The sequence below is a fragment of the Cyanobium sp. Cruz-8D1 genome, assembly GCF_024345975.1.
In the GTDB taxonomy this organism is placed as follows: Bacteria; Cyanobacteriota; Cyanobacteriia; order PCC-6307; family Cyanobiaceae; genus Cyanobium.
Genome location: NZ_JAGQCD010000020.1, coordinates 46,491 through 69,839, shown reverse-complemented (window position 1 = coordinate 69,839; position 23,349 = coordinate 46,491). Strand labels below are relative to the sequence as shown.

Below are 23,349 nucleotides of genomic sequence, written 5' to 3'. Positions count from 1 at the left end.
AAAACAGTCAAAATGCGGCGAAATCGGGCTGTCTGAGCGCTCGAACTGAACCCATCTGACGAAATCACCGAGAAATCAGCTCGGAGATGGGAAAACACGACTGCTTAGACGGTTTTTCCGCAAACTCTTAAGGATGTCTTTGAGCTTGGTGATGAGGGCCAGCAACCCTCTCTCCTTCTGGCGGTGATCGAGGGCCTGTTCTTCACATTGGCGGGCGTAGTCACGCAACAGCCCTGTGCGGCGCTGCAGCACCTTGGCGGTGCACTCGTATTTGATGATCGCGATGACGCGGCAGCGCTCCAGTTCATCGAGTTCCTGAACAGCTTTCAGCCGCCGCAGTTCGTCGTAGTTGGTGCACTCATGCCGCAGCTCCTGGGTGGTGACATGCTCGCGAGCCCCCAGGCGGTTGAGGTTGGTCAGCCGCACCCGGTCGTGCCAGTAATCAAAGAGGGCTTTCTGGTCTGCACCGCCGAGCATCCCAAAACCCTCCTGACCAGCACCAGATAGCCAACCGATCCTAAGGAGCGTCATCGCTGCAGACCTCAGCGCAGAGGAGCCGGGCCTGCGGTCCGGCGGCTCTCCAGCCGCAGGATGCGTTGAGCATGCAGGTCGGTCTCGGCAGACCAATGCACGGGCGGCTCTGGCTCCTGCACCGGTGGCTCTGCCGCCCTCGCCCGAGGGGAGGGTGCGTCCATGGTGGCCATGAGCAGCAGCACCACCAGCAGCTCAGCAGCCAGGAGCAGGTCGATCTGGGGCATGGCGAGAGGGGAGCAGGTGTCAGCGAGCACAGCCTCAGCCCGCTAACCCCGTTTCGGATCAGTTCTCCTGCGAAAGAGCAGCGGAATCAGTCGGCCTTGGGCGGACTGATTCCGCTTTGTTCGGACGATTCCGGCGAGATTATGAAGATTGCTGCGGATCTGCAGCTTTTTCAGCACCCCTCTCGCCTCAGTCGTCACGCGGGGTGATGCCGGAACTATTCACCACACGAATAGATCCAGCCTCCGGTGAATCGCCGCACCTTGCAGCTGCATTCAGAAGATGGAAGCCGATGTGCTGCCTGGCATGGTCTTCCTGCCCCCAACCTCTGATTTCCCACCAGATCCGGAACCACTGGAACGTGAGGTGCTCAACAGCACCTACCTGGAGCTGAGGAATTGCTACTCCAGCCTGATGCGCAGCCGCGCCCAGCACCGGCGCCTGGCCAACAAGGCCAAGGATGAAACAGCCCTCCTCAAGGAGCGAATCACGGCCCTGGCCAGCCGTGATCTGCCCCATCGCAAGGAACTCTATGAGCTCCTGGAGATCGTGACGGCCATTGCCGGTGACATCGAAGATGCCGGTGATGATCTGGTGAATGGCTTTAGCCGCTACAAGAAAGGTCGCCATACCTTTCAAGGCGGCGGCTATCTCGGTGATCTGATGCGGGCCGTGATTCATTTCATCAATCGCTGGGGCCGCACCAAGGATCGCCTCGGCGATCTCAAGCAGAAGCAGCAGCAGCTGATCGACAAATCGAAAGATCTGCTGGGCACGCCGCCACTGCCACCAGGCGGCAACGGCCATGGACCCGCAATCGCGACAACCCCGCCGCCCGGGGACGGTGTGCCGGGGCCCATCGACGTCAGCACGAACGGGAATCAGCCCCAGCAGCCGGCCGAGCCCACAGACGCTCAGCTGCAGCCACCTCAGCAGCCCCTGCCCCAGCCGCAGCCCCAGGATCAAACCAAAGGAGCCGATGACCATGGGTGAGATTGCCGACACCATGCGCTCCGCCCTGCGTGAGCTGGCCCAGGCCGATGCCCGGCTCTATCGCGGCCTGGCGGAGGAGCTGGGTGATGGCGCCGCCGCCGTCGAGGAACCCCGCGCCTTGATCCCGCCCGAGGGCGGCCCTCCCGCCACGGAAGCCCAGCTGCTGGCACTGAAAGGCGATGTCCTCCAGGAGCTCTGCGCACAAAGGGGGATCAAGGTGGCCAAGCGCGCCCGGAAGGACGTGATGGTGGGGCTGCTGCTGGCGGATCCCAACGGCCCGCCGCCTCTGTCCTTGCTGCCCCCTCCCAAGACCAAAACCCCTTCAGGTGGGAAGGGCACGGGAGATACGCGCGGCAAGGCCGGCACCGCTGAGCTCCAGGCCCTGGAGCAGCGCCTTGTTCGTTTGGAGCAACTGGTGCTGCTGATCGCTCAGCAGGTGGGCGTGGCCCCGGAAGCGATCGAGCGGTTGCTGCCGCCGGCTGCTCCGCCAACCTGAAGCTCCTCTGCGCTGGTCCCAGTTGATGACGGTGAACCGGGAGTCGCTGGCGAAGCTGGGCCGCTTCCTGCTGCGCGGCCTGCGCATCGGCGCCAGCACGGTGGCAGTGGTGGAGCTGCTGCGCAACGACTGGACCGGAGGCATCAGTGCCGGTGTGGCCTGGCTGGTGTTTCTGCAGGTGGAGCGGCGGCTGCCGCCCCTCAGCCCGGAGCCTGAGGAGTGATCTGCAGGCAACGGGCCAGCGCCCGCGCAGTAATGATGAAGGTTGCGGAACTCACAGACCGCCGCCCTGGCATCCATCTATCGTCAGAAATCAGCCAACGAGTCCACCACCCCCGCTCGCCTGGCAGTGTCCAGCACTGGACCCTCTCCATCGCATGACGCTCTCCACCCCAAGCAGGCCTCCCTCCACCCCAGCCTCTGGGCCGCTGCGGCGTGAGCAGATCGATGCGCTCCTGGAGGAGTTGCGCGACCCTGCTCTGGCCCGTCAATTCTTGATGGATGCTGGCCTGATCGACGCTGATGGCCAGCTCACCCCTCCGTACCGCAGTCAGGATGCCCGGTCGGCCTAAGAACAGTCTGGGCCCCTTGGTGCTGTTTCATGGCTGCGACAAGGATGTTGCTGAATCCGTTCTGAGTGGACAGGCAACACTTCAGCCCAGCGAAAATGATTACGACTGGCTCGGCAACGGCATCTACTTCTGGGTTGACAGCCCAGAGCGGGCTTTGTCCTGGGCCAATCTCCGTAGATCCTCCCCATCGGTGATCGGCGCTTTTGCCTACCCGGGCAACTGCCTCAATCTGACCGACTACGGAGTGATGAATGAATTGGCCCTTGCCTATGAGGCCACCCTTGGCATTTCCGCAGCAGCAGGCACACCACTGCCCGTGAATTCTGTTCGAGAAAACGGCATCTTCATGAAGCGTCAGCTGGACTGTGCCGTGATCCAGATGGTGCACAAGATCCGTGAGAACAAAAGCATGGATGCGTACGACACCGTCTATGGAGTGTTTGAAGAAGGCGAGTTGGTTTATCCGGGCGCAGGCTTTCGTGACAGAACGCATGTGCAGATCGCCATCCGCAACCCGGAGATGATCCTTGGCTATTTTCGAGTTGATGGGATGACATAGGCCTGTTGATTGACACCCCAACAAAGAAGGCGCCCCGTGGGGGGCGCCTTGGCACCGGTTGCGGCGGTCACCTCCTCACACCAAGGACTGCCGGTCGGGTGTCTGTGGCTTCACGCATCACCTGTCTTGGGCCTGGCAGGGAAGGAATGGGGATCACGTCTGGGAGAAGAGACGCTCGGGGCTTGACCTTCTCGGTTGTGATCCCAGCTCGGGTACTACAGCCCGGGGTTTCAACACGCGGGAAACAGAGCTGGCGTATCGCTCTCTGCAACTACGGGATGACGCTCGCGCCGCGTCACCGAGTTCACCTTGTGTGTGTCGCATCGTTGGCGCACCTCCGCTGTGAGCACCGGCTCGGGTGCTCCACGGCCGGACTCTGTTGGAGGGCGAGGGTCGGGTTGGCTCCCGGGCCTCCCCTCAACTTCAAAGTACGCCCTTTTTCAGGTGGTGGTGGCCCGCTGGAGTACCTGTTCCCGTACCACCAGAAACCAAGTCAGTGCAATGCTTCTTAGGCGCCCCTCTACTCCTCGGAGAGGCTGCAGCACCGGCGGTTCTATGCGCTGGGCGCATGGATTTGCGGACGGCTGCATCCACGCGGCAACCTGAACCCTGCTCGAGCCATTCCTGCGAGCCAACCCGCTGATTGCCATGGGCTTCCGTCTCCGCCGTTCCGCCCGCCTGGGCCCGCTGAGGTTCAACTTCTCCAGCGGGGGACTGAGCTCGATCTCCGTCGGTGGCCGCGGGGCCTCGTTCAACATCCCGGTGAATCGCAGCGGTGGGCCCCGCACCACCGTGGGGCTGCCGGGCACCGGCCTGAGCTGGAGCGTGGAGCACACCCCCAATCGCGCCGCTGCGATCCCCACCGCGATCCCGGCCGGTCCTGCGGGGGGCCTGCCCAACAGCCGCCGGCTGCGGCCCGGTCAGCTCGATGCCCTCAAGCAGTCGCTGCTGGCCATGCTGCGCCAGGAGCTGTTCGCTCCCGGTTCCACGGGGGAGCAACTGTGGGACCACGGCCTGGTGAGCCGCCTACTCGCCGATGGCTCCTTACCTGCACGAACCTCTGGCCTGCTTGCTCTGATCGAGACCCCGGAGGCCATGGAGGCCTATGTGCTGCGGGCCCAGGGACAGGACGATGCCAAACGCCGCGCCCAGCGCTGCATCACGGCCGCGCAGGAGGCGGCACGCCTGGCCAACGGCTGGGGCTGATTGCGCAGACATGGGCTTCCCCGTGAAACGTGCGCTGCGCTTCATTGCAAGGGGCCGCCTGACTGGCCCATTCATTCCTAGCCAGAGGGCACATGACCGAAAATGCTGCCTGCCTGGCACAAGCCTGGCTTTTTTCAACGGGCCCTGATCAGGTGCTGAGATACGGGCACGACTTTGCTTCTGCACCAGCAATGACGTTGTGCTGAACCTTGCGCTCTCAGCAGGCTTCGCAGTAGTGGCCTTCCTCTACGCAGTGGTGGGGCATGCCGGAGCATCGGGCTATATCGCTCTGATGACATTATGCGGTCTACTTCCGGAGACGATTAAACCTGTCGCCCTGATCCTGAATATAGTGGTGGCAAGCATTGGCTGTTGGAATTTTCTGAGGGCGGGCCATTTGCCCTGGCGAATTATCTGGCCAGTCTATCTATTGGCAATTCCGGCATCATTCCTTGGCGGCTGGCTCAACCTGCCCGGGATATGGTTTCAGCGTTTGATGGGAATTGTCCTGGTTTTCACGGCATGGCGGTTGGGTACTGTGAGTAAGGACCCGGCAAGCCTGCGTCAACCCAGTCGTTCAGTTCTTGTGACCAGCGGTGGCATCCTCGGTCTATTGGCTGGTCTTACCGGCACAGGTGGAGGTGTTTTCCTTACGCCACTTCTCCTGCTGGCCAAGTGGTGCGATACCCGCCAGGCTGCAGCAACTTCGATACTGTTTATCCTGATTAACTCCTTGTCTGGCCTGGCAGGCCTTACCTGGAATCGCCCGACTGCTCTCACAGCAGTTCTGAACACCTCGCTGTTCGGATGGATCGCGGCGGTAGTGATTGGCGGCAGCTTGGGCTCAAGGCTGGGTAGTCGTCATTGGCCCGTGGCATTGATCCGTCGAATACTCGCCTTCGTGTTAGTGCTGGCGGCACTGAAACTGCTTGGTTCGCATGGTTGAATCCAAGCTGATTCAAGCCGTAAAAGGGAAGTCTTTCAATCAACCGACCGTACAGCTACGCCCGATCCCCTTTGAGCGGCACTACGGCTTAGCAGGTAAATGCCCGCGGCCAGTGCTCCGGGTCTTGTTGTAGTTCACCGCGCTCAGGCCAGGCCACCCAGCCGGACCAGGCGCTCTCACCCAACCGATGGCTGTCAGCCTGGCCTTGGCAAGGTGAGGCACCGGCAGCGACCTCGAAGTGCCAGCGTGAGCGAACCGCAGCCCTGAACCCCTTGGAATCCGATGGCCATGACCAGTGAACCCATCCGTTTCACCGATGGGGCCGGCTATGACCGCTTCATGGGGGTCTGGAGTCGCCTCGTCGGCAAGGAATTTCTCGACTGGATCGCCCCGAACGAGGGCCAGCGCTGGCTGGATGTGGGCTGTGGGAATGGTGCCTTCACGCAACTGATCGCCGAGCAGAACAAACCGCTCGCGCTCGTTGGCATCGACCCATCGGAGGCGCAACTCGCCTATGCCCGGCAGCATCCACTGCTGCAGAGCGTGGACTTTGTGAACGCCGACGCCATGGACCTGCCGTTTCCAGACGAGGCATTTGATCTTGCGGTCATGCCGTTGGTGATCTTCTTCGTGCCGGAACCGGTACAGGGTGTCGCTGAAATGGCACGGGTCGTGGCCCCCGGTGGAACCGTGGCCGCCTATGCCTGGGACATGGAGGGTGGGGGCTTCCCGTATCAGAGCGTGAATGAAACCCTGGGCGCTGTCGGCAAGGCCATTCCCCTGCCGCCCAGTGTCAGCTCCTCCCGCCTTGAAGCGCTGAGCGATCTCTGGGTCACCGCCGGCCTGGGCGACATCTACACCAGAGTGATCACGGTAGAACGCACTTACACCGACTTCGACGACCTCTGGAACACGGTCCTCGGGGGGCCGAGCGCCGGTCAGGCCCTCGCGGCTATGAGCGAGGAGGAACACACCCGCTTCCGTGAGCTGCTGCAAGCCCGCCTCCAGCCATCCGGCAGCGGCTCGATCAGCCTGACAGGGCGGGCCCATGCCATCCGGGGCACAGTGCCAAGCCTTTGATACGTCTACTGAATCGCTCGTTATGACCGCTTCCGACACTGCAAAGGCCTTGCTTTCCCTGGAAACGAGCCCAGAAGAATCAGCCTTCCTGGAGACTCTGGATTCCCTCTTCTGAGCCATCGGGCCCCAGCGTTGCCGGCAGGTGGCCGGTCTTGACCCAGATCGTGCAGCCCGCCTCACTCCAGGGCCGGTGCACGCTGCCGGGCGGACTGCGCAGCCAGCTGCCGGCCGGGTAGGTGCCGTGCTCGTCCTGAAACACGCCCTCCAGCACGAAGATCTCCTCGCCGCCGGGGTGTCCATGGGGCTGGAACACCGTGCCCGGTGCCCACCGCACCAGGGCCATGTGCTCCGAGCCAAAGCCGTGCAGGGGAAGCACCTCCAGCCCACTCACCAGACCGGGCACCCAGACGGCGTTGGTGGTGTCGATCACCTGCCGTTGCTGATCGGCCTGGTGCATCTGGTGGAGCTTCACCAGGATCGTGCAGCCCGCCTCACTGAAGGGAGCATGGCTGGAGCCAACCGGATTGCGCAGGTAGGTGCCGGCTGGGTAGTCGCCCTGCTCATCGGAGAAGGTGCCATCCAGCACCAGGATCTCCTCGCCGCCGCCATGGCTGTGGCGCTCAAAGCGACTGCCGGGGGCGTAGCGCACGAGTGAGGTGGCCCGGGCCACTTCCTCGCCGCGGCGATCCAGCATCCGCCGCTCCACCCCTGCCATTGGCGATGGGGTCCAGTCCAGGGCGTTGCTGTCGAGCACTGCGCGCTGGCTGAGGTCTGCATGGAGCTCCATGGCCTCGATTCTGCTCAGCCCGGCGACAGCGGCACTGGCGGCAGCCACTGGGGCGCGCAAGGCTGCCAGCCCTGCTGGCGCTTCTGGGCCCAGAGCTTGATCGCCTGCTCACGCGTCAGCTCCCTGCGCTTCTTGAGCAGTGGCGGCTCACCGCCGGCCATCACCTCCCCGAAGGTCACCTCCAGGCTCTGACTCCAACGGTCGTAACGCCGTGGTCTGAAGTGCAGCACCTGGCGGCCGTCGCTCAGCCAGCCCTCCTGCGGAGAGAGCGGTGGTCGGCCGGGCCTGTCCGTGACGTTCATCTGCCGTTCAGGCCACCTCAGGCGCCCAGCCCTTCTGCCGCACCTGGTCGTCGGTCCAACCCTGGCAGCGGTTGGTGAGGTGCTCGCCATGGGCGATCAGCCCCTGGTGCAGCTGGCAGGTGAGCACCGGGATGCAGTTCACCCCGGCGTGGTGTCGGAACCAGTGGCAGGTCATGCAGACCTTGCGACTACGGGTCTTGAGCAGCACAGCCTCATCGAGATAGGGCCACTCCTCAACTGGACCTTCAAGCTGCGCGACCAGGGCCGCAGGCCGAGACAAGGGACCACCCATGGCCCTCTCCAAAAGCGTACACATGTACTAGCACGCTTCCGGTCCCCTGGCTGCTGCGGTTTTGCTGGGTCGACATCGGGACCGTTGACCCGCCTGCTATCTTTCCGTCAGCAACACCCCCCAGGCCTCTGCCGGCCTCCGGCATGCCCAAACAGGGGGGTCACTCTTTCCAGCGGACGTTTGTTGAGGTACTCCAAGCCTCCGCTGAACATTCCCGACCAGCTCCAGCAGTTAAGCGATCGAGGGCTGCGGGTTGGGTCAGAGGAGCTGGCGCTGAACGCGCTCAGCCTGATCGGTTACTACAGGTTGAGCGCGTACTGGCTGTTCTTTGAAGAACCTCCGGCTCCAGGGGAGACCAGAAGCCACAGTTTCAAGCCTGGCTCCAGTTTTGAGCAGGTGATTGAGCTCTACAACAAGGACCGACTGATTCGGTTGCTAGTGATTGACGCAATAGAGCGGATCGAAATCGCTGCCAGATCAGCCTGGGTTCAGGAAATGAGTATGAAGCATGGGCCCCACTGTTACCTCGACCCGCTGCTGTTCAGATCTGACTTTAATCACGGTGAACAGATCGAGCAACTGCGTGGTCAGATGCAGCAGAGCAATGAAACCTTCGTGATTCATTACCGGCAGACCTATTCAGAGCCCGAGCTGCCCCCGATCTGGGCCATGACCGAGTTGATCTCCCTTGGCACGCTGCGCGCCTGGATTGCTGCAACAGAGCTGGACAGCAAGACGAAGGTGGCGCGATCCCTGGGAATGCCATCGGCTCAGATACTAAATGGTGTATTGCACTCCTTGAATCTGCTACGCAACATCAGCGCCCACCACGGCAGGTTGTGGAACCGTCTGATCGTGAAGCGACTCCCGAAGATCAAGAAGGTCCAGAACCTCCTTGTGATGGAGGATGCCGACGGAGAAGGGGTCCAACCATCCAAGAAGCTGTACAACTACCTTGTCGTGATGGCTGTCATCGTGCGCAAGGTCGCTCCTCTCAGCACCTGGCCCTCGCGCATGGCGACAGTCATTTCACCCATGCCAAGCGAGCAGCAAGAAGCCATGGGCTGCCCGGTGGGCTGGTACCAGCAACAGATCTGGAGCTGATCCGACTCGCCGAATCGTGAATGGTTGATCAATAATCCTCTGGGAACAAGACCGTAGTGATCGGTCCGCCGCCTTCGCCGCGCAGATCTTCTGTGATCACCCAGATGGTGCCGTGGTCCTCGGTGTCGTAGCTGGAGAAGAGCCGGCCTTCTGCCTGGCTGTGATCAGCGTCGTTGGCGGCCTTGTCCTCGGCATCGAGATCGCCCCAGTCGCGGGCGGCATGGCGATCGAGCAGGCCAATGATCACGGCCTCCGATACCGCTGCGGCGATGGCCGCGGTGGCGACGACCCGGCCCAGGGAATGACGCATGGGGATGAAGAAGTGAGGCCGCAACAGCTGCCACGGCCTGATGGCTGAACTGGAAGTCTGATCCGGTCAGCCTTGCGGAGACTCCTCGTGCCGCTGGTGCTGCACGAGGAACGCCTCAATCCAGTCGTGGTGACACTTCTGGTTGATCCGATCGGCGATGGTCACCGCCTCCTCGGGCACCTGAAACCGCTTGCGGAAGGCCCGGGTCAGGCTCTCCAGCAGTGGCCGGGGCAGGGCCCGCAGGGTGCTGTGGAGGTGCTGGATCGTCTCGGCATCGAGGGCCACCTGGCCGGAGTCGGCCGGGGCTGATGGCGGAGGCGTCGGGGCCGTGGCCTGGGTGCGGCCCTGAGCCGGGGAGTCAGCGGCGGCGGAGGGAGAACCAGCTACCGGCCGACTCAGAGAAGACCGCTGCCCACCAGGCCGCTGGAGCCCATCACCCTGACCTGCTGCGCTGCTGACCTGGCGCTGCGCCTTGTCATAGAGGGCGAGGCCAAAAGGGTTCCCAAAGGTCATGAGCGCCCGTTTCATCGCGTCGGTCTCGGCTTCCTTTAGGGCGGATTCGTGGGCCTGGCCCAGGTCCACGTCGATGCCGTGGCCGGCGCCGCTGCCCTCGCGAACCAGGGGTGTCAGGCCTCCAGCGATGACGGTGACGCGCACACGGGCGGTGTAGGTGACGCCCCAGCCAGGCTTCTGGTCCCGGCCGATCAACCGCTCGGCCTGGGCCACGCAGCGGACGGCGATGGTCTGGCGCTGCCAGCCATCGAAGCCAAAGATGCGGTTCGCTTCCGCGATCACCTGCCAGCCTTCGAGGTAGTGGACCTTCGATCGGCCTTGCTCGCGCTGACGGACGTTGGCCCGATCGAGTGGGGCGGAGAGCGCCGCGAGCTGCTCGGGGGAGAAGCCGGAAGGCGGAGCCTGGGGGGCTTCCGGTGCCGAAGTTGGTGCTGGAGCCTCAACGGCGCGGTCAGTTGAGCGGATCAGCTCCAGGGCCGAGGGCGGCCTCTGGCTCGGTCGAGGAGGAGCGGGGCGGCTGGTGGTGCGGGTCCCGTTGGCGGAAGGAGCGGCGACGGTCATGGCGATGGAAGCGAAAGGGTGTGAGGAGGGGAGGGGGCCCCAGCTGCTCAGCCAGGACCCCAGTTGCATGGGGCCTGTGCCCCGCTCAACAGATGCGCCAGGAGCGGCGGGAGAGGAGCTGGGCGCCGGGGATGAGCTGGCCGGCTTTGAGGGCGTCCTTGATGGCGGCCTTGTCTGGCTTGCTGGTGGTGGAGAAGCTCAGCCACTGGGAATCGAGGGCGTCCTCGTCGTCGATCTCGACGGCCTGGGACTTGCGGGAACTGAGCTCGTGATTCGGAAAGGAGAACCGGGTGGCGGTGGGCTGCAGCCGGGTGAGGACCAGGACCAGGGAGTCCTCGAGGGCGTCGGCCCGGGAGGCATCGGATCGAGAGAGCTCAGTGAGACGCTTGGCCTGCTGCTGGCGGTAGGCGGCCTGACCACGCAGGTGCTCGATCACCCAGCAGGTGGCATCGGCCTTGGCGGCGAGGGCGGCCTTGTTGCCTTCCTCTGCAAGCAGGGCAGCCTCCAGCTCGGCGAGTGCCTGTGCGCGGGAATCGTCGTCATCGGCTTCCAGCTGCTCGGCGAGCTGGCCGATGGCGGTGGTGAGTTCCTGGGCCTCGATGCCCAGCCGCCAGAGGGAGCCGGAACGCTGCAAGTTGCATGACGGGCCGGTGGCCTGAGGAAGAGCCGGGGTGAGAGGAGCGGCGGGGGCGGTGAGAACAGCCATGGGGTGGTGAATGGGGATAAGGGACAAGAAGAACGGGGCAGCGGATGCGCCTCAGGCGGGGAGGGGCTCCGACGAGAACGGCGGCGGCGGCACTTCCATCACCACCACCGGCACTGGCGAACGGGAGGAGCAGCGGCGGGCCTGCTGCACCAGCGAGGCCGTGCCTGCCCCACCGGGAAAGGCGATCACCAGCACCGAGGCGCTGAACGCCGGGCAGGTGTGGGCCTGGGCCTCCACCAGGGCCTGCTCCAGCAGGAGGCGATTGCGGATGGGGCCAGCACTGCGGCCATAGCGGCGCCAATCAGCGGCGAGGGACTGGACCCGCCAGCCGAGCTGCTGGGCGGCACGGCCGATGGAGCGATCTGCGCCACGGGCCCCGCCATGCAGCAGCAGATGGACAGGCCGGCCACCGCTGCGCTGGAGCAGGGCGGAGGCGATGCGCTCCTGGGGCCAGACGAGATCACGGCCACCAGCGGCGACGATGACGACCGAGCGATGGGCCAACGCCGGCGGCGGCAGGAGGCCAAGGGAAGGCAATGCAGCGGCCTGGGCCACTGCAGCAGAGGACAAGCTCATGGGCTACAGAGCAAACGAACGGGGCAAGTTGTCCGAGGATTTCGTTGCCGCAGGCGATGGTCTCGTGGCCTTTGGCGCAGCTCTTATTCTACCAGTACAAACGCACTGAGAAGCGGGCAGAGCGGCTGCGGGGCAATGGATCTACGCAAAGCAAAGCCATGCGCTGATGGATCGGAAAGCTGATAAGCAGACCCGCCAGATTCAGACCTGGATGCCCAACCGGCCGCGCAGCCGCGCGAGGAAACTTGGGGCCTCGCCCCAACCCCTACCGGCTGGAAGCGGCTCCGCTACCGCAGCCGCGGGAGGACAGCCATGCCCGCCACCCCCACACCGGCCCCGGAGCGGAGGGCGGCGGCGGCTGGCCGATGCACGCCACGGCGTAGCCGTGGCACGCTGAAGGACGGCCGCTGCCGACCGGAGCCCTGCGGCGGTTGCTCAGCCCCAGGGAACGTCCAGGAACTCCACCAGCAGCACGCCCCGGTGGGTGCCATGGATCGTGACCAGTCCCGCCTTGGCAGCACGCTCCATGCCAGGACGCTCCTTGCGGACCTGTTCGGCGGTAGCCAGCACCCGCACCCAGCCGCCGGTCATGAAGTCCTCGCTGCCTGTTTCAAAGACCTGCAGCCGGCGGTGCTGGTTGCTGTTGCGCTCGTAGTACAGGCCTCCACCGGTGGGGTCGGTTCCCTCTGCCCAGACCTGATCAACCATCAGCTTCCCGATCGCCAGTGGGTCCCGTGCCGCTGCGTCAATGGCCTCACCGTCAAGCACCAGCGGGTTGCCCGGGTCCTCACGGTTGTCAGAGATGATCAATCGGTCGCCCATGAAAGGGTTCTCCTCAGCCCCTTCCTGTCGCGTGATCACGCCGCATGGGTCAATCCAGCGATGGTGCTCGTCAGTCTGGCTGCGGATCAGCTCTCAGCCCCAACCAGCGCCGGCTCAGCCATCTCCCCTGAACCCTCTGATCCGGGTCTCAAGCAGGTCCCACGGCAATTTGGAGCCTCGAATTCCGTCCATCCATCACAGACCGTGAATGACGGTATAAAAGACGGTACAGACGGTAGCGCCCATCGTCCCAAGCCGTCCCATAGCAGTCGATCCGGTCCGCTGCACACGGACACCCTCTCCGTTTTCTGATGGGCCGGATCTGGCTACTCGCCCGCCTGGAGCAGCAGCAGCGTCCTGCCGCTGGCGTCCGGAAGCAGCAGGCTGCGCTGAAGCGCCGTTCGAAGGCCGTCAGGGTGCTGGCCAGTTGGGAGAAGCGGATCGTCTCGCCCTCAAGGCTGAACGCGCCCATCCAGCGGTTGCAGCCGCCAGTTGGTACTCTGCAAGGGGGCAACCCGCGGCGATGGGCACTCCTGGCCGGGCCTGATCGTCCCGAACGTCTCTACCACCAGCGTGCGGCGCGGCGGCTGCCCTGCCTCCATCGATGGCCGCTGGGTGATCCGCCCCTGCAGCTCCACCAGCAACGGCTGGCCCGGTTGGTCTGCCGGACGGGCCTGGAGATAGGCGCGCTGCAGGGCCACAAAGTCGCCCTCCATCGCCACCGGCAGTTGCTGGCCGGTGGCGCATAGCCGGAGGCTGGCCGCATCGGCCATGTAGCTGAACATCCCCGTCACCGGCGTCCCTGCCATCGCCGCGGACGCCATCACGACCAAGGTGCTCGCCAAGGCGACCCTGCAGCCCCAGAGATGAGCCGGACGCCAGATCAGCACGATCGGGGCGGGGGTAGGGGGGGGAGGATGATGATAAAAACGCTATAGGCCGGCTGGGTGCCGCTTCAAGGGGCGATGGCTTGGAGTCTGGCCTGGAGTCTCGTGGCTCAGAACTCCCCTGCGTCGCAAGCCAATGCTTCATAGCGCAGGTGAGTTTGGTTCAATTGCAATAATAGTCAACCCAGGAGATGGCCTCGGTTTTGCTCAGGCCTTTGTAATCAATGTCGTACTGGCGATTGTCGCACCAACCATTGACAAATGAGCCATCGCTCCAGAAGACTCCAATTGATTCGTTGTCACGACAAATCTCAACGCGATTGCCGCTGTCATCCTTGTCCTTGCGGCAGTCGCTGTCTTTCCAGTCCGCTGCACTGGATGGAACTGCGAAAGTGAATGGCAGTACCAGCAGGATAGTCAAATAGCGAATGAATGGCATCTTTAGCGCCTTGTTGACACTATTTTAAGGACGCGACTAGGAAGTCTTTCTATCTGTTTCGTAAAACTTTTCTTGATTAGGTAGCAAGCTCCGTCGGCAGGCCGTTCCCGCCTGGGCTGGTACGCATGTACCAGGCGTGTGTTTGCCATGGCCATGAATCGAATCCAGTTTCAGGCAGGCCTGTCGCTGCCAAGGTTCATCGAGCTCTACGGCACCGAGGAGAAATGTGAGGTCGCCCTGGAGCAGGCACGCTGGCCTGATGGTTTCCGTTGCCCCCGCTGTGAGTGCAAGGAATACGGGTTGATCCATGGCAGACGCCTCAAGCGCTATCAATGCCGGAGCTGCCGTCATCAGGCCACCCTCACGGCCGGAACCATCCTGGAGGCGACCAAGTTGCCACTGACCACCTGGTTCCTCGCTTTCTACCTGGTGGGCCAGGCCAAGACGGGCATCTCCTCACTCGCTCTGAGGCGCCATCTGGGCGTGAACTACCGCACGGCATGGCTGGTTCACAACAAGATCATGCAGGCGATGAAGGAGCGGGATGGGGCCTATGTCCTGCGGGGAAAGGTACAGGTGGATGATGCCTACCTTGGCGGAGAACGCTGTGGTGGTAAGCCTGGTCGTGGATCAGAGAACAAGGTGCCGATCGTGGCGGCCGTATCTGTCGATGATGCGGGCCACCCCCGTTACGTGAAGCTTGCCACCGTGGCCACGTTCTCCTTTGCTGCCATCGCTGACTGGGCACAGGATTCACTCGCAATAGGATGTGAAGTGATCTCAGATGGGCTGGCCTGCTTCCGCGCTGTGACAGAAGTCGGTTGCCTGCATCAAGCTGTGGTCGTGAAAGGACGCCATCCCAGTGAACTGCCGGTATTCCGCTGGATCAACACGGTCCTCAGCAACTTGAAAACGAGCTTCAGCGGCACCTTCCATGCCCTGAAATTCGATAAGTACGCTGATCGCTACCTGGGTGCCTTCAATTACCGCTTCAACCGGCGCTTCAACTTGGCAACAATGACTGAGCGAGTGGTTCATGCCATCTGCAGCTGCGACGCTCGGCCGGAACGCATCTTGAGGAGTGCGGAGCTAGCTACCTAATCAAGAAACTTTTTATGCCGCAAGCGTGGCCTCCACGTTGGTCGCCTCCGGCGCGGCGCGATCAGACAGTGGCATCGGCACTGTTGTTGGACACAGCAGGGAAGATCGCGATGGTGCTGGAAGCAGGATCTAGGGGAGGTCGTTGAGCGGCTGGAACGCCTTCAGCAGTGCCCGATTGAGGCGGTCATCACATCCCACCACCAACTGCGGATAGATGGTGCCGTCCTTGTAGGAGGCATAGGCGTGGGCACAGACCGCCCTTGTGGCCTCCTGCCACTGCTCAAAGCGTGGCTTGGGCAGCTTGCGCTTCAACTGGTCGGTGGATTGCCGCCAGGATTGAGCAGCGCAGTAGCGCATCTCCACGGTGTTTTCGCCAGGACACTGGATCCTGGCTTCCTGGGCGTGGATGGCTGTGGGGAGCACCAGCAGCAGCAGTGCCCATCGAGACCGAAAACAAGTCATCCAGATCCCTGGTTGTGGACGTTTTTGCCTAGCACCGGGCGTTGCGGTTGACACCGGCGCGTCAATGCCATGGGTCTGCTCAGGAATGGAACAGCAGCACCAGGCCCGATTTCACCTGGTGAAACTCCCGTTCCTCCCGGCTCAGATCCAGGCCCACCAGCAACCCCTCCCGGAGCGCCACATCGAACGGTGGGGCCGGCGGCGGTTTGCCGTCGCACCAGAGTGCCGCAATGCCCACCGAGGTGGCATGCCAGCGGAAGCAGGCGGTCTCGCCGATGGAAGGCTCCTGCAAGGCGTCTTCGAGGAGCTCGCGGATCGCCATCGTTCTGCGGCTCTCGCCATCCCAGTCGTCGCCTTAGCTTCGGCAGGGAGCCCCACAAGGGCAATCGCCTGAGAGTTTTCGTGATACTGGCGCCTTACGGTGCCTGGCATGGAGGCCTTTCCCACCCCTGTCGCCCTGGTGCACGAGTGGTTCACACCCCGGTCGGTGGGTGGGTCCGAGCAGGTGGTGGCAGAACTCGACCGGCTTCTGGCGCAGCGGGGCAGCCCGCCCGAGCTCTACGCCCTGGTGGATGGGGAGAGCGGCCGGCCCGGCAGTTGGCTGTCAGGGCGCAGGATCCAGACCAGCTTCATCCAGCGGCTGCCCTGGGGGGTGAGCCACGTCCAGCAGTACCTGCCGCTGCTGCCCCTGGCGATCGAGCAACTCGACCTGTCCGGCCATCCCCTGGTGATCAGCAGCAGCCATCTGGTGGCCAAAGGGGTGATCACGGGCCCGGACCAGTTGCACGTCAGTTATGTGCACACCCCGGCCCGCTACGCCTGGGACCAGATGCATCCCTACCTGGCCCGTTCCGCCCTGGCCCGCGGGCCCCTGGGACCCCTGGTGCGGCTGCAGCTGCACCAGCTGCGTCAATGGGACGTGGTCAGCAGCGCCCGGGTGGATGCCCTGGTGGCCAATTCCCGCTTCACCGCCCGTCGGATCCGCTGTTTCTGGCGCCGGCGTGCCCATGTGCTGCATCCCCCCGTGGCCGTGGAGCGGTTCCGTTGGGATCAGCCCCGGGACGACGTCTACGTGAGCCTCTGCCGGCTGGTGCCCAACAAACGGGTGGATGTGGTGGTGGAAGCCTTCAACCGCACCGGGCTGCCCCTGGTGGTGCTCGGCGACGGCCCGGAAAGGCGGCGGCTGGAGGCGATGGCGGGGCCCCAGGTCCGCTTCCTCGGTCGCCTGTCGGATCAGCAGAGCGCCGCCTGGCTGGAGCGGGCCCGGGCCTATGTGTACGCGGGCCTGGAGGATTTCGGCATCGCGCCGGTGGAGGCGATGGCGGCCGGTGCCCCGGTGATCGCCTTCGGGCAGGGCGGGGTGCTCGACAGCGTGCGCTGCCTCAGGGAAGGCGAGCGGGGCGCCACTGGCCTGCTGTTCCCAGAGCAGAGCGCCGCCAGCCTGGCGGCGGCGCTGGAGCACTTCGAGGTAGGCCGGCTGTGGCGATCCCTGCCGGCGGAGGAGCAGCGGCGCCGGGCGGAGGGCTTCGCCCCGGCGGTCTTCCGGCGACGCATGGACACGCTGCTGGACAAGCTGTGGCGGCAGCAGCGTCGGCGCCTTCACGGTCCTGTGCCTCTGATCTGAGTGGCCCCCCGCCATGGAGTTCCGGTCCTGCTGATCCTTAACTTCATCTATCGAAGCAGGCCCCCATGCTCTCTTCCATCGGGACCCCCTACGCCTCTGGTCAGCTCGTGACGGCTCCGGCGCAGGTGTTCACCGCTGAAGAGTTGATCGCCATTCAGTCCAAGCGGGATCGCGTCGTCAAGCGAAGTGGCGACATCCTTTTTTCGTTGACGGTGCTGACGCTCGGAGCTCCGGTGCTGCTCACCCTGGCCCTGCTGGTGAAAGTCACCTCCAGGGGCCCCGTGTTCTACGTGCAGCAACGGGTCGGCCGCGATTACCGCAGTTTCGGGTGCATCAAGTTCCGCACCATGCGCCGGGACGCCGATCGACTGCTCTCCACGCTGCTGGCGGAATCGCCCGATCTCGACGAAGAGTTCCGCAACGATTTCAAGCTCAAGAACGATCCCCGCATCACCCGTCTGGGCAAGTTCCTGCGTCGTTCCAGCCTGGATGAACTGCCCCAGTTCCTCAATGTGCTTCGCGGCGAGATGAGTGTGGTCGGGCCCCGTCCCATCGTCACCAGTGAGCTGGTTCGCTACGGCAACCGCATGGACGAGGTGCTCGCCGTCCGCCCCGGCCTGACCGGCCTGTGGCAGGTGTCCGGCCGCAACAACCTCAGCTACCCCGAGCGTGTTCGGCTGGATGTGCGCTATGCCCGCCGCCGCAACCTGCTGATGGATCTGCGCATCATCCTGCGCACGATCAGCGTGATGCTGGATCCCCGCGACCGCGGCGCCTACTGAAGCGCTGCCGTTGCGCTGAGTGCCCAGAGGGCCGGCAGCGCCACCAGCAGCCAGAGCCGCTGCAGCCGATCCCCCAGGGCCAGGATCCGCTCCACCGCGTCCGCATCGGGTGCTCGCCCTGCGGCCGCCAGGATCGGCTTGATCCGAACGCCATCGGCGTAGGTGTTGGCGCCTCCCAGGCGCACGCCGGCGGCGTGGGCGAAGGCCGCCTCCGAAACCCCGGCGTTGGGGGAAGGGTCGGGGGCGCCGTCCCGCAGGGCCGCCCGAAACAAGCGCAGGGTCTGACCGGGGTGCCCCGCGGCTAGGGGCAGGGTCAGGGCCACCAGGCGGGCGGGCAGCCAGGTGAGCAGATCGTCGAGGCGGGCGCCGGCGGTGCCCAGCCAGCGCAGGCGCCCGTGGCGGTAGCCGAGCATCGAATCGAGGGTGCTGGCCGCCTTGAAGCTCCAGGCCAGGGCGAGGGGTCCCGGCAGTGGCAACGCAGGCAGTGCCGGCCCCAGCTGCAGCGCCGCCCCCACCAGCATCCAGAACAGCGGCGCGAACAGACCGTCGACGGCGTTTTCAGCGGCGGTCTCGGCGGCGGCCCGCAGGATCTCCGCCTCCGGCAGCTGGCTCACCTGGCGGCCCACGATCCGGGCCAGCCGCGCCCTTGCCAAGGGGACATCCGGTAGCGCCACCAGCACCGCGCGCACGGCCCGGGCCAGGCTGCCGCCCGCCAGGGCACTGGCCAGGCCCAGCAGCAGCAGGGGGGTGCCCACCAGGGGGGCGCGCCTGGCCAGGGCCTCGATCCCCCAGCCCGCCAGGCCGCTGCCGGCGATCACCACCAGGGCCAGCAGCGCCCCGCCCAGGCGCAGGCGCCGGGGGACATCACCGGCCCAGGCTTCCACGGCCCGGCGCAGCACGCCGATGGCCCAGCCCATGGCCTGCACCGGGTGCGGCCACCACAGGGGGTCCCCCAGCAGCCGATCCAGCCCGCAGGCGAGCAGCACGAGCAGGGCGGGGGTCAACGCCGGCGACGTTGCAGCAGGGGCAGCAGGGCTCCGGCCCCCAGGAAGGCCACCAACTGGATCGGCAGGCTGCCGGCCAGGCCGATCACCTGGGCGACCAGGCCCATCCCCAGGCTTCCCATCAGGCCCCCCAGGGCCGAGGAGCGCTCCAGGCGGTTCCAGTTGCGCTGCAGGTCACCGGCCGGACCCATGCCGATCGCCAGGCTGGCGTCCGCCAGGGCCGCCAGCAGGCCCAAGGGCACGAACAGGACCAGGACCACGGCCCCCCAGCCGTCCACCCACTGGGTCGCCACCAGCACGGCGGCCATCAGCAGGTAAGGCAGGCGCGGCGGCAGCCGCAGGCCCCAGGCTTCCGCACCGGTGCGGCCCAGGCCGTAGGCCGTCAGCACCAGCCCGAAATCAAAGCAGTTGCCTGCCGCCTCCTGGCGCACCCACAGGGGCAGCAGGGCGAACAGGCCCCCGAACAACAGCCCCTGCAGGACGCCGCCGGGCTCCAGCCGCAGGGCCTCACCGCCCTGATCGGTGCTGGGGTCTGGCTGGGGGCGGTCGCCGGCCTGGAGCACGCCGATCACCGGCACCAAGGGCAGCAGCAGCAGCAGCAGGCTGAGCAGCTGGATCAGGTAGCCGAGGCGGATGCGCTGGGGCAGGGGTACCAGCAGCGGCAGGGTGGCCAGGGCGGGCAGCACCCCGTTCAGCAGGGGTGAGGGGGTGAGGCGGCTGAGCAACCTGGCGGTGGCGCCAATGGCGAGGGTGCCGCCGCCCTGGCTGCTGCTCCAGGCCAGGGTCAGCAGGCGCCTGTGCATCGGCTGGAGATCAGGCGGCCTTGAGCCAGCTGAACATGGAGCGGAGGCCCTTGCCCACCTGTTCGATCGGATGGGCGGCATCGCGCTCGCGCGCCTTGGCCATCTCCGGCTTGCCCGCTTCGCACTCGGCCACGAAGTTGCGGGCGAAGGTGCCGTCCTGAATGTCGGCCAGAATGCGCCGCATCTCCGCCTTGGTGTCGGCGGTGATCAGCCGCGGGCCGCTCACGTAGTCGCCGTATTCGGCGGTGTTGGAGATCGAATCGCGCATGGCGGTGAGGCCGCCCTTGACCATCAGATCGACGATCAGCTTCACCTCGTGCAGGCACTCGAAGTAGGCCAGCTCGGGCTGGTAGCCCGCTTCCACCAGGGTCTCGAAGCCGGCCTTCACCAGTTCGCTCAGACCGCCGCAGAGCACGGCCTGCTCCCCGAACAGGTCGGTTTCGGTTTCTTCTTTGAAGTTGGTTTCGAGGATGCCGGCGCGGGTGCCGCCGATCCCCTTGGCGTAGGCCATCGCCAGGGCGCGGGCGTTGCCGGAGGCGTCCTGCTCGATGGCGAACAGGGCGGGCACGCCCTGGCCGTTCTGGAACTCCCAGCGCACGGTGTGGCCGGGGCCCTTGGGGGCGATCATCACCACGTCCACGTCGGCGGGCGGCTGGATCAGGCCGAAGCGGATGTTGAAGCCGTGGGCGAAGCTCAGCACCTTGCCGGCGCTCAGATGGGGCGCGATCTCAGTGGCGTAGACGGCCTTCTGGGCCTCATCGGGCAGCAGCACCATGATCCAGTCGGCCTTGGCGCAGGCGTCGGCGACGCTCAGCACCTCGAGGCCGTCGGCCCGGGCCTTGGCGGCCGAGCGGCTGCCGTCGTAGAGGCCCACCACCACATTGACACCGCTGTCCTTGAGGTTGAGGGCGTGGGCATGGCCCTGGGAGCCGTAGCCGATGATGGCCACCGTCTTGCCGGTCAGCAGGCCGAGGTCGGCGTCGGAGTCGTAGAAGAGCTGGGCCATTCCGGGCGGCGGGCAGGGCAAACGCAGACTTTAGGCGTGCGTCCGCACCGTCTTCAGCCGCCTGCTGCTTCCGAGGGGTGGGCGATCACCCGGTCGATCAGGCCGTAGTCCCTGGCTTCGGCGGCGCTGAGGAAGTAGTCGCGGTCGGTGTCCTTGGTGACTTTCTCCAGCGGCTGGTCGCACATGCCGGCCAGCGACTGGTTGAGCATGTCCTTGATGCGCAGGATCTCCCGCGCCTCGATCTCGATGTCGCTGGCCTGGCGCTGACTGGTGCCGCCCAGGGGCTGGTGGATCATGATCCGGCTGTGGGGCAGGGCCAGACGCTTGCCCTTGGTGCCGGCCGCCAGCAGGAAAGCCCCCATGGAGGCCGCCAGCCCGACGCAGATCGTCACCACGTCCGATTTGACGTATTGCATCGTGTCGAAGATCGCCAGTCCGGCCGTCACCGACCCGCCTGGCGAGTTGATGTACAGATAGATCGGCTTGGAGCTGTCATCAGCGTCGAGGTACAACATCTGGGCCACCAGGCTGTTGGCGATGCCGTCGGTGACTTCCTGGCCCAGGAAGAGAATGCGCTCCACCCCGAGGCGGGTGTAAATGTCGACCCAGCGCTCGTACTGGCTGCCGGGGAGGCGGTAGGGAACGCTGGGGGTGCCGATGGGCATGGCGGGAAGGCTCTCGTTCGGAGCCGGGGAGAAGAGTTGGTGGAAAGGGTCGGCCGGAAGCCGGTGGGCACTGGGTTCAGCCCACCTGGTGCATCACGCCACGGGGGCGGCCGTCGGCAGGTCCTTGCGGCTGGTGAGCACCCGGTCGATCAGGCCGTAGGCCATGGCCTCCTTGGCGGTGAGATAGGTCATCCGGTCGGAGTCGCGGGAGAGGTCCTCGACGCTCTTGCCGGTGTTCTCGGAGAGGATTTCCAGCATGCTGTGTTTGTTGTGCAGCACTTCCTTGGCCCGGATCTGGATGTCGCTGGCCTGGCCACGGGCGCCGGAGCGGGGCTGGTGCAGCACAATCGAGGCGTGGGGCAGGGCGGCCCGCTGTCCCTTGGTGCCGGCTGAAAGGATCATCGCGGCGGTGCCCATGGCCTGGCCGATGCAGATGGTGTGCACCGGCGGTTTCACGTAGCGCAGGGTGTCGCAGATGGCGAAGGCTTCGGTCTCGAAACCGATGGCGTCGCCGGAGTACCAGCTGGTGCCGGTGGAGTTGATGTAGAAGAAGATCGGCTTCTCTGGATTGTCGAACTCGAGGTAAAGCAGCTGGGCAATGATCAGCTCGGTGACGTCGATGCCCATCTGACGCTTGGCTTCATCGTCGGAGAACAGGGGCAGGCCCAGGTAGACGATCCGCTCCTTGAGCAGCAGGGACGGCAGATCCGGCGGCGGCGTGCGCATCGCTGCGGAATCGCCGTAGTAGGGGGCCGACACCGTCATCCGCGCTCACCAGCACTCTTGAGGCAGGAGCCTAGCCGGGGCCAGGAGGCTGGTGCTCCCGCAGGGCGACGGGTTTCCCTCCCTGCTTGTCGAGGCCGCGGCCATTGGCCAGCTCGCCGGGGCGGTCCTGGTTGCGGTCGCAGCGGGCGAACACCATGCGGCCGGTGGGTGTCTGCAGGGCACCGGTGACGGTGACGGGCAGACGTTCGCCAATCCGGCGCCGGGCATCCTCCACCACCACCATCGTGCCGTCCTCCAGGTAACCGACGCCCTGGTCGGCCTCCTTGCCCTCGCGCACGATCTTGAGCTGGAGAGCATCACCGGGCTGCACCTCGGGCCGCAGGGCAATGACCAGTTCGCTGAGGTTGAGCACCCGCAGCTCCTGCACCTGGGCCACCTGGGCCAGGTTGAAGTCGGCGGTGAGCAGGGTTCCGCCGGTGTCGGCGGTGAGCTTGAGCAATTTGTCATCGGCGCCGTTGCCGCTGTAGCGGGTGCTGTTCAGCACCAGCCGGCGACCGTAGTTCTCGCGCAGTTCGGTGAGCAGCTTCAGGCCCCGGCGTCCCTTGGCGCGCTTCTCGCTGTTGGAGGAATCGGCCAGGGCCTGAAGTTCGTCGATCACGGCCTGGGCCACGATCACCTGACCTTCCAGCAGGCCGGAGGCCAGCAGGGCACGGATGCGGCCGTCGATGATCACGCTGGTGTCGAGGATCTTGGCGGTGGCGGGCAGCAGAACCCCATCGGCCACCAGCAGGGCCTCGGTGCTGGCCGGATTGAACAGCCGCAGCAGGGTGCGGCCATGCACCTCCGCCAGGTTGTACCCCAGCACCCCGAAGAAGACGTTGCTGAGCACCGCCGCCAGCGGCTTCACCAGCACCACCTCCCAGGGCAGGGGCAGCAGCAGGATCGGCGCCAGCAGCAGGTTGGCCACCAGCAGGCCGAGGATCAGTCCCACCGCCCGGCTGATCAGCAGGTCGGTGGGCATGCTGCGCACCTGGGCCATCAGCCGCCGGCGCAGTTGCTGGAAGAAGATGCCGGCGATCAGCCCGAAGAAGGCGCCGAAGCCCCCCATCACCGTCCGCAGCCCTTCCTGGTTGGTGACCTCCAGCAGCAGCTGCTCCGGCAGCAGGTCAACGCCGAGCCAGCCGGTGGCTCCCCCTGAGATCAGGAACAGGAGCAAGATGAGGGTGTCCACCATGCTTCGAAGTCCCGACGCCTTGGCCGCCCAGCAGG

Annotated in this window: 34 protein-coding genes; 13 read left to right on the top strand and 21 right to left on the bottom strand. The window is 65.2% G+C overall.

Translation table 11 applies throughout. The features are described from left to right. Positions 1-75 precede the first annotated feature (75 nt). Together KBZ33_RS13095 and KBZ33_RS13090 are read right to left on the bottom strand one after the other, a co-directional pair. A complete protein-coding gene (locus KBZ33_RS13095) occupies positions 76-531 on the bottom strand; it encodes a hypothetical protein (RefSeq protein ID WP_254953611.1) in 456 nt (151 codons plus the stop codon). An 11-nt stretch (positions 532-542) separates the two neighbouring features. Continuing rightward, positions 543-758 (bottom strand): hypothetical protein, encoded by a 216-nt coding sequence (locus tag KBZ33_RS13090; RefSeq protein WP_254953609.1) that lies wholly within the window; start codon positions 756-758, stop codon positions 543-545. 304 nt (positions 759-1,062) lie between these two features. Between KBZ33_RS13090 and KBZ33_RS13085 the strand changes: the two genes are divergently transcribed. From KBZ33_RS13085 to KBZ33_RS13050, 8 genes are all read left to right on the top strand, one after another. Continuing rightward, positions 1,063-1,749 (top strand): hypothetical protein, encoded by a 687-nt coding sequence (locus tag KBZ33_RS13085; protein ID WP_254953607.1) that lies wholly within the window; start codon positions 1,063-1,065, stop codon positions 1,747-1,749. After that, the gene (locus KBZ33_RS13080; RefSeq protein ID WP_254953605.1) at positions 1,736-2,245 is read left to right on the top strand and encodes a hypothetical protein; all 510 of its coding nucleotides are present in this window, start codon (positions 1,736-1,738) and stop codon (positions 2,243-2,245) included. The genes KBZ33_RS13085 and KBZ33_RS13080 overlap by 14 nt, the downstream gene beginning before the upstream one ends. A gap of 25 nt (positions 2,246-2,270) precedes the next feature. Further along, positions 2,271-2,468, top strand: coding sequence for a hypothetical protein (locus tag KBZ33_RS13075; protein ID WP_254953603.1), 198 nt, complete (start codon positions 2,271-2,273; stop codon positions 2,466-2,468). Positions 2,469-2,622: 154 nt separating this feature from the next. Then, on the top strand, positions 2,623-2,817 hold the full coding sequence (locus KBZ33_RS13070) for a hypothetical protein (RefSeq protein ID WP_190549024.1): 195 nt from the start codon (positions 2,623-2,625) through the stop codon (positions 2,815-2,817). Positions 2,818-2,833: 16 nt separating this feature from the next. Continuing rightward, positions 2,834-3,376, top strand: a complete 543-nt coding sequence (locus tag KBZ33_RS13065; RefSeq protein ID WP_254953597.1) for a hypothetical protein — start codon at positions 2,834-2,836, stop codon at positions 3,374-3,376. Positions 3,377-4,024: 648 nt separating this feature from the next. Next, positions 4,025-4,582: a DUF4236 domain-containing protein gene (locus KBZ33_RS13060; RefSeq protein WP_254953596.1), complete on the top strand. Its 558-nt coding sequence runs from the start codon at positions 4,025-4,027 to the stop codon at positions 4,580-4,582. A gap of 199 nt (positions 4,583-4,781) precedes the next feature. Further along, on the top strand, positions 4,782-5,528 hold the full coding sequence (locus KBZ33_RS13055; protein WP_396108473.1) for a sulfite exporter TauE/SafE family protein: 747 nt from the start codon (positions 4,782-4,784) through the stop codon (positions 5,526-5,528). A gap of 288 nt (positions 5,529-5,816) precedes the next feature. After that, positions 5,817-6,608, top strand: a complete 792-nt coding sequence (locus KBZ33_RS13050; protein ID WP_254953593.1) for a class I SAM-dependent methyltransferase — start codon at positions 5,817-5,819, stop codon at positions 6,606-6,608. 79 nt (positions 6,609-6,687) lie between these two features. Here KBZ33_RS13050 and KBZ33_RS13045 read toward each other — a convergent pair whose 3' ends face one another. From KBZ33_RS13045 to KBZ33_RS13035, 3 genes are read right to left on the bottom strand one after another with little or no spacing between them, the layout of a single operon-like run. Further along, positions 6,688-7,395 carry a cupin domain-containing protein gene (locus KBZ33_RS13045; RefSeq protein ID WP_254953591.1) on the bottom strand — a complete coding sequence of 236 codons (708 nt, stop codon included), beginning with the start codon at positions 7,393-7,395 and terminating at the stop codon, positions 6,688-6,690. A 14-nt stretch (positions 7,396-7,409) separates the two neighbouring features. Next, entirely contained in the window at positions 7,410-7,697 is a 288-nt protein-coding gene (locus KBZ33_RS13040) for a DUF1651 domain-containing protein (RefSeq protein WP_254953589.1), read from the bottom strand. A 7-nt stretch (positions 7,698-7,704) separates the two neighbouring features. Further along, positions 7,705-7,977: a galactose oxidase gene (locus KBZ33_RS13035; RefSeq protein WP_254953587.1), complete on the bottom strand. Its 273-nt coding sequence runs from the start codon at positions 7,975-7,977 to the stop codon at positions 7,705-7,707. A 195-nt stretch (positions 7,978-8,172) separates the two neighbouring features. Between KBZ33_RS13035 and KBZ33_RS13030 the strand changes: the two genes are divergently transcribed. Further along, entirely contained in the window at positions 8,173-9,093 is a 921-nt protein-coding gene (locus KBZ33_RS13030; RefSeq protein ID WP_254953586.1) for an Abi family protein, read from the top strand. Between the two features lie 28 nt (positions 9,094-9,121). Here the strand turns inward: KBZ33_RS13030 and KBZ33_RS13025 are convergent, their stop codons facing one another. The 4 genes from KBZ33_RS13025 to KBZ33_RS13010 form a co-directional block, all read right to left on the bottom strand. After that, positions 9,122-9,403 (bottom strand): hypothetical protein, encoded by a 282-nt coding sequence (locus KBZ33_RS13025; RefSeq protein WP_254953585.1) that lies wholly within the window; start codon positions 9,401-9,403, stop codon positions 9,122-9,124. Positions 9,404-9,469: 66 nt separating this feature from the next. Beyond that, on the bottom strand, positions 9,470-10,477 hold the full coding sequence (locus KBZ33_RS13020) for an RAD52 family DNA repair protein (protein ID WP_254953584.1): 1,008 nt from the start codon (positions 10,475-10,477) through the stop codon (positions 9,470-9,472). Between the two features lie 85 nt (positions 10,478-10,562). Beyond that, on the bottom strand, positions 10,563-11,183 hold the full coding sequence (locus tag KBZ33_RS13015; protein ID WP_254953582.1) for a siphovirus Gp157 family protein: 621 nt from the start codon (positions 11,181-11,183) through the stop codon (positions 10,563-10,565). Positions 11,184-11,234: 51 nt separating this feature from the next. Beyond that, complete coding sequence (locus KBZ33_RS13010) at positions 11,235-11,759, bottom strand: SLOG family protein (protein ID WP_254953580.1); 525 nt, start codon at positions 11,757-11,759, stop codon at positions 11,235-11,237. A 245-nt stretch (positions 11,760-12,004) separates the two neighbouring features. Between KBZ33_RS13010 and KBZ33_RS13005 the strand changes: the two genes are divergently transcribed. Then, positions 12,005-12,142, top strand: a complete 138-nt coding sequence (locus KBZ33_RS13005) for a hypothetical protein (RefSeq protein WP_180667674.1) — start codon at positions 12,005-12,007, stop codon at positions 12,140-12,142. A 52-nt stretch (positions 12,143-12,194) separates the two neighbouring features. On the opposite strand, the gene KBZ33_RS13000 is transcribed toward KBZ33_RS13005, so the two are convergent. The 4 genes from KBZ33_RS13000 to KBZ33_RS12990 all read right to left on the bottom strand — a co-directional run bounded on the left by KBZ33_RS13000 (position 12,195) and on the right by KBZ33_RS12990 (position 13,889). Beyond that, the gene (locus tag KBZ33_RS13000; protein ID WP_254942935.1) at positions 12,195-12,581 is read right to left on the bottom strand and encodes a hypothetical protein; all 387 of its coding nucleotides are present in this window, start codon (positions 12,579-12,581) and stop codon (positions 12,195-12,197) included. Positions 12,582-12,729: 148 nt separating this feature from the next. Then, the gene (locus tag KBZ33_RS21840) at positions 12,730-13,053 is read right to left on the bottom strand and encodes a hypothetical protein (protein WP_396108469.1); all 324 of its coding nucleotides are present in this window, start codon (positions 13,051-13,053) and stop codon (positions 12,730-12,732) included. Further along, the gene (locus KBZ33_RS12995) at positions 13,034-13,426 is read right to left on the bottom strand and encodes a hypothetical protein (protein WP_254953575.1); all 393 of its coding nucleotides are present in this window, start codon (positions 13,424-13,426) and stop codon (positions 13,034-13,036) included. The genes KBZ33_RS21840 and KBZ33_RS12995 overlap by 20 nt, the downstream gene beginning before the upstream one ends. 205 nt (positions 13,427-13,631) lie before the next feature. Then, positions 13,632-13,889, bottom strand: coding sequence for a hypothetical protein (locus KBZ33_RS12990; protein ID WP_255011792.1), 258 nt, complete (start codon positions 13,887-13,889; stop codon positions 13,632-13,634). A 165-nt stretch (positions 13,890-14,054) separates the two neighbouring features. Between KBZ33_RS12990 and KBZ33_RS12985 the strand changes: the two genes are divergently transcribed. Continuing rightward, on the top strand, positions 14,055-15,008 hold the full coding sequence (locus tag KBZ33_RS12985; RefSeq protein WP_254953571.1) for an IS1595 family transposase: 954 nt from the start codon (positions 14,055-14,057) through the stop codon (positions 15,006-15,008). A gap of 129 nt (positions 15,009-15,137) precedes the next feature. Here KBZ33_RS12985 and KBZ33_RS12980 read toward each other — a convergent pair whose 3' ends face one another. Next, positions 15,138-15,431 carry a DUF1311 domain-containing protein gene (locus KBZ33_RS12980; RefSeq protein WP_254953570.1) on the bottom strand — a complete coding sequence of 98 codons (294 nt, stop codon included), beginning with the start codon at positions 15,429-15,431 and terminating at the stop codon, positions 15,138-15,140. A gap of 118 nt (positions 15,432-15,549) precedes the next feature. Beyond that, a complete protein-coding gene (locus tag KBZ33_RS12975; protein WP_254953568.1) occupies positions 15,550-15,792 on the bottom strand; it encodes a hypothetical protein in 243 nt (80 codons plus the stop codon). A 108-nt stretch (positions 15,793-15,900) separates the two neighbouring features. Between KBZ33_RS12975 and KBZ33_RS12970 the strand changes: the two genes are divergently transcribed. After that, complete coding sequence (locus tag KBZ33_RS12970; RefSeq protein WP_254953567.1) at positions 15,901-17,094, top strand: glycosyltransferase; 1,194 nt, start codon at positions 15,901-15,903, stop codon at positions 17,092-17,094. Positions 17,095-17,159: 65 nt separating this feature from the next. Further along, positions 17,160-17,876, top strand: a complete 717-nt coding sequence (locus KBZ33_RS12965) for a sugar transferase (RefSeq protein WP_254953565.1) — start codon at positions 17,160-17,162, stop codon at positions 17,874-17,876. Here the strand turns inward: KBZ33_RS12965 and cbiB are convergent. The 6 genes from cbiB to KBZ33_RS12935 all read right to left on the bottom strand — a co-directional run bounded on the left by cbiB (position 17,870) and on the right by KBZ33_RS12935 (position 23,314). Beyond that, positions 17,870-18,880: an adenosylcobinamide-phosphate synthase CbiB gene (gene cbiB / locus KBZ33_RS12960; protein ID WP_254953563.1), complete on the bottom strand. Its 1,011-nt coding sequence runs from the start codon at positions 18,878-18,880 to the stop codon at positions 17,870-17,872. The genes KBZ33_RS12965 and cbiB overlap by 7 nt on opposite strands. Next, entirely contained in the window at positions 18,877-19,683 is an 807-nt protein-coding gene (locus KBZ33_RS12955) for a hypothetical protein (RefSeq protein ID WP_254953562.1), read from the bottom strand. Before KBZ33_RS12955 ends, cbiB begins: the two co-directional genes overlap by 4 nt. 10 nt (positions 19,684-19,693) lie before the next feature. Then, positions 19,694-20,689, bottom strand: coding sequence for a ketol-acid reductoisomerase (gene ilvC, locus KBZ33_RS12950; protein WP_254953560.1), 996 nt, complete (start codon positions 20,687-20,689; stop codon positions 19,694-19,696). A 53-nt stretch (positions 20,690-20,742) separates the two neighbouring features. Further along, a complete protein-coding gene (locus KBZ33_RS12945; protein ID WP_254953558.1) occupies positions 20,743-21,354 on the bottom strand; it encodes an ATP-dependent Clp protease proteolytic subunit in 612 nt (203 codons plus the stop codon). A 93-nt stretch (positions 21,355-21,447) separates the two neighbouring features. Beyond that, positions 21,448-22,119: an ATP-dependent Clp protease proteolytic subunit gene (locus KBZ33_RS12940; RefSeq protein WP_254953557.1), complete on the bottom strand. Its 672-nt coding sequence runs from the start codon at positions 22,117-22,119 to the stop codon at positions 21,448-21,450. Positions 22,120-22,150: 31 nt separating this feature from the next. Then, positions 22,151-23,314, bottom strand: a complete 1,164-nt coding sequence (locus tag KBZ33_RS12935) for a PIN/TRAM domain-containing protein (RefSeq protein ID WP_254953556.1) — start codon at positions 23,312-23,314, stop codon at positions 22,151-22,153. Positions 23,315-23,349 lie beyond the last annotated feature (35 nt).

Bases quoted from the DNA above. Each gene is read 5' to 3' on its own strand.
- KBZ33_RS13095 (WP_254953611.1), bottom strand. From the start codon at position 531: ATGACGCTCCTTAGGATCGGTTGGCTATCTGGTGCTGGTCAGGAGGGT.
- KBZ33_RS13090 (WP_254953609.1), bottom strand. From the start codon at position 758: ATGCCCCAGATCGACCTGCTCCTGGCTGCTGAGCTGCTGGTGGTGCTG.
- KBZ33_RS13085 (WP_254953607.1), top strand. From the start codon at position 1,063: ATGGTCTTCCTGCCCCCAACCTCTGATTTCCCACCAGATCCGGAACCA.
- KBZ33_RS13080 (WP_254953605.1), top strand. From the start codon at position 1,736: ATGACCATGGGTGAGATTGCCGACACCATGCGCTCCGCCCTGCGTGAG.
- KBZ33_RS13075 (WP_254953603.1), top strand. From the start codon at position 2,271: ATGACGGTGAACCGGGAGTCGCTGGCGAAGCTGGGCCGCTTCCTGCTG.
- KBZ33_RS13070 (WP_190549024.1), top strand. From the start codon at position 2,623: ATGACGCTCTCCACCCCAAGCAGGCCTCCCTCCACCCCAGCCTCTGGG.
- KBZ33_RS13060 (WP_254953596.1), top strand. From the start codon at position 4,025: ATGGGCTTCCGTCTCCGCCGTTCCGCCCGCCTGGGCCCGCTGAGGTTC.
- KBZ33_RS13050 (WP_254953593.1), top strand. From the start codon at position 5,817: ATGACCAGTGAACCCATCCGTTTCACCGATGGGGCCGGCTATGACCGC.
- KBZ33_RS13045 (WP_254953591.1), bottom strand. From the start codon at position 7,395: ATGGAGCTCCATGCAGACCTCAGCCAGCGCGCAGTGCTCGACAGCAAC.
- KBZ33_RS13040 (WP_254953589.1), bottom strand. From the start codon at position 7,697: ATGAACGTCACGGACAGGCCCGGCCGACCACCGCTCTCTCCGCAGGAG.
- KBZ33_RS13025 (WP_254953585.1), bottom strand. From the start codon at position 9,403: ATGCGTCATTCCCTGGGCCGGGTCGTCGCCACCGCGGCCATCGCCGCA.
- KBZ33_RS13020 (WP_254953584.1), bottom strand. From the start codon at position 10,477: ATGACCGTCGCCGCTCCTTCCGCCAACGGGACCCGCACCACCAGCCGC.
- KBZ33_RS13015 (WP_254953582.1), bottom strand. From the start codon at position 11,183: ATGGCTGTTCTCACCGCCCCCGCCGCTCCTCTCACCCCGGCTCTTCCT.
- KBZ33_RS13010 (WP_254953580.1), bottom strand. From the start codon at position 11,759: ATGAGCTTGTCCTCTGCTGCAGTGGCCCAGGCCGCTGCATTGCCTTCC.
- KBZ33_RS13000 (WP_254942935.1), bottom strand. From the start codon at position 12,581: ATGGGCGACCGATTGATCATCTCTGACAACCGTGAGGACCCGGGCAAC.
- KBZ33_RS21840 (WP_396108469.1), bottom strand. From the start codon at position 13,053: ATGGGCGCGTTCAGCCTTGAGGGCGAGACGATCCGCTTCTCCCAACTG.
- KBZ33_RS12985 (WP_254953571.1), top strand. From the start codon at position 14,055: ATGGCCATGAATCGAATCCAGTTTCAGGCAGGCCTGTCGCTGCCAAGG.
- KBZ33_RS12975 (WP_254953568.1), bottom strand. From the start codon at position 15,792: ATGGCGATCCGCGAGCTCCTCGAAGACGCCTTGCAGGAGCCTTCCATC.
- KBZ33_RS12970 (WP_254953567.1), top strand. From the start codon at position 15,901: ATGGAGGCCTTTCCCACCCCTGTCGCCCTGGTGCACGAGTGGTTCACA.
- KBZ33_RS12965 (WP_254953565.1), top strand. From the start codon at position 17,160: ATGCTCTCTTCCATCGGGACCCCCTACGCCTCTGGTCAGCTCGTGACG.
- KBZ33_RS12955 (WP_254953562.1), bottom strand. From the start codon at position 19,683: ATGCACAGGCGCCTGCTGACCCTGGCCTGGAGCAGCAGCCAGGGCGGC.
- ilvC (WP_254953560.1), bottom strand. From the start codon at position 20,689: ATGGCCCAGCTCTTCTACGACTCCGACGCCGACCTCGGCCTGCTGACC.
- KBZ33_RS12945 (WP_254953558.1), bottom strand. From the start codon at position 21,354: ATGCCCATCGGCACCCCCAGCGTTCCCTACCGCCTCCCCGGCAGCCAG.
- KBZ33_RS12940 (WP_254953557.1), bottom strand. From the start codon at position 22,119: ATGACGGTGTCGGCCCCCTACTACGGCGATTCCGCAGCGATGCGCACG.
- KBZ33_RS12935 (WP_254953556.1), bottom strand. From the start codon at position 23,314: ATGGTGGACACCCTCATCTTGCTCCTGTTCCTGATCTCAGGGGGAGCC.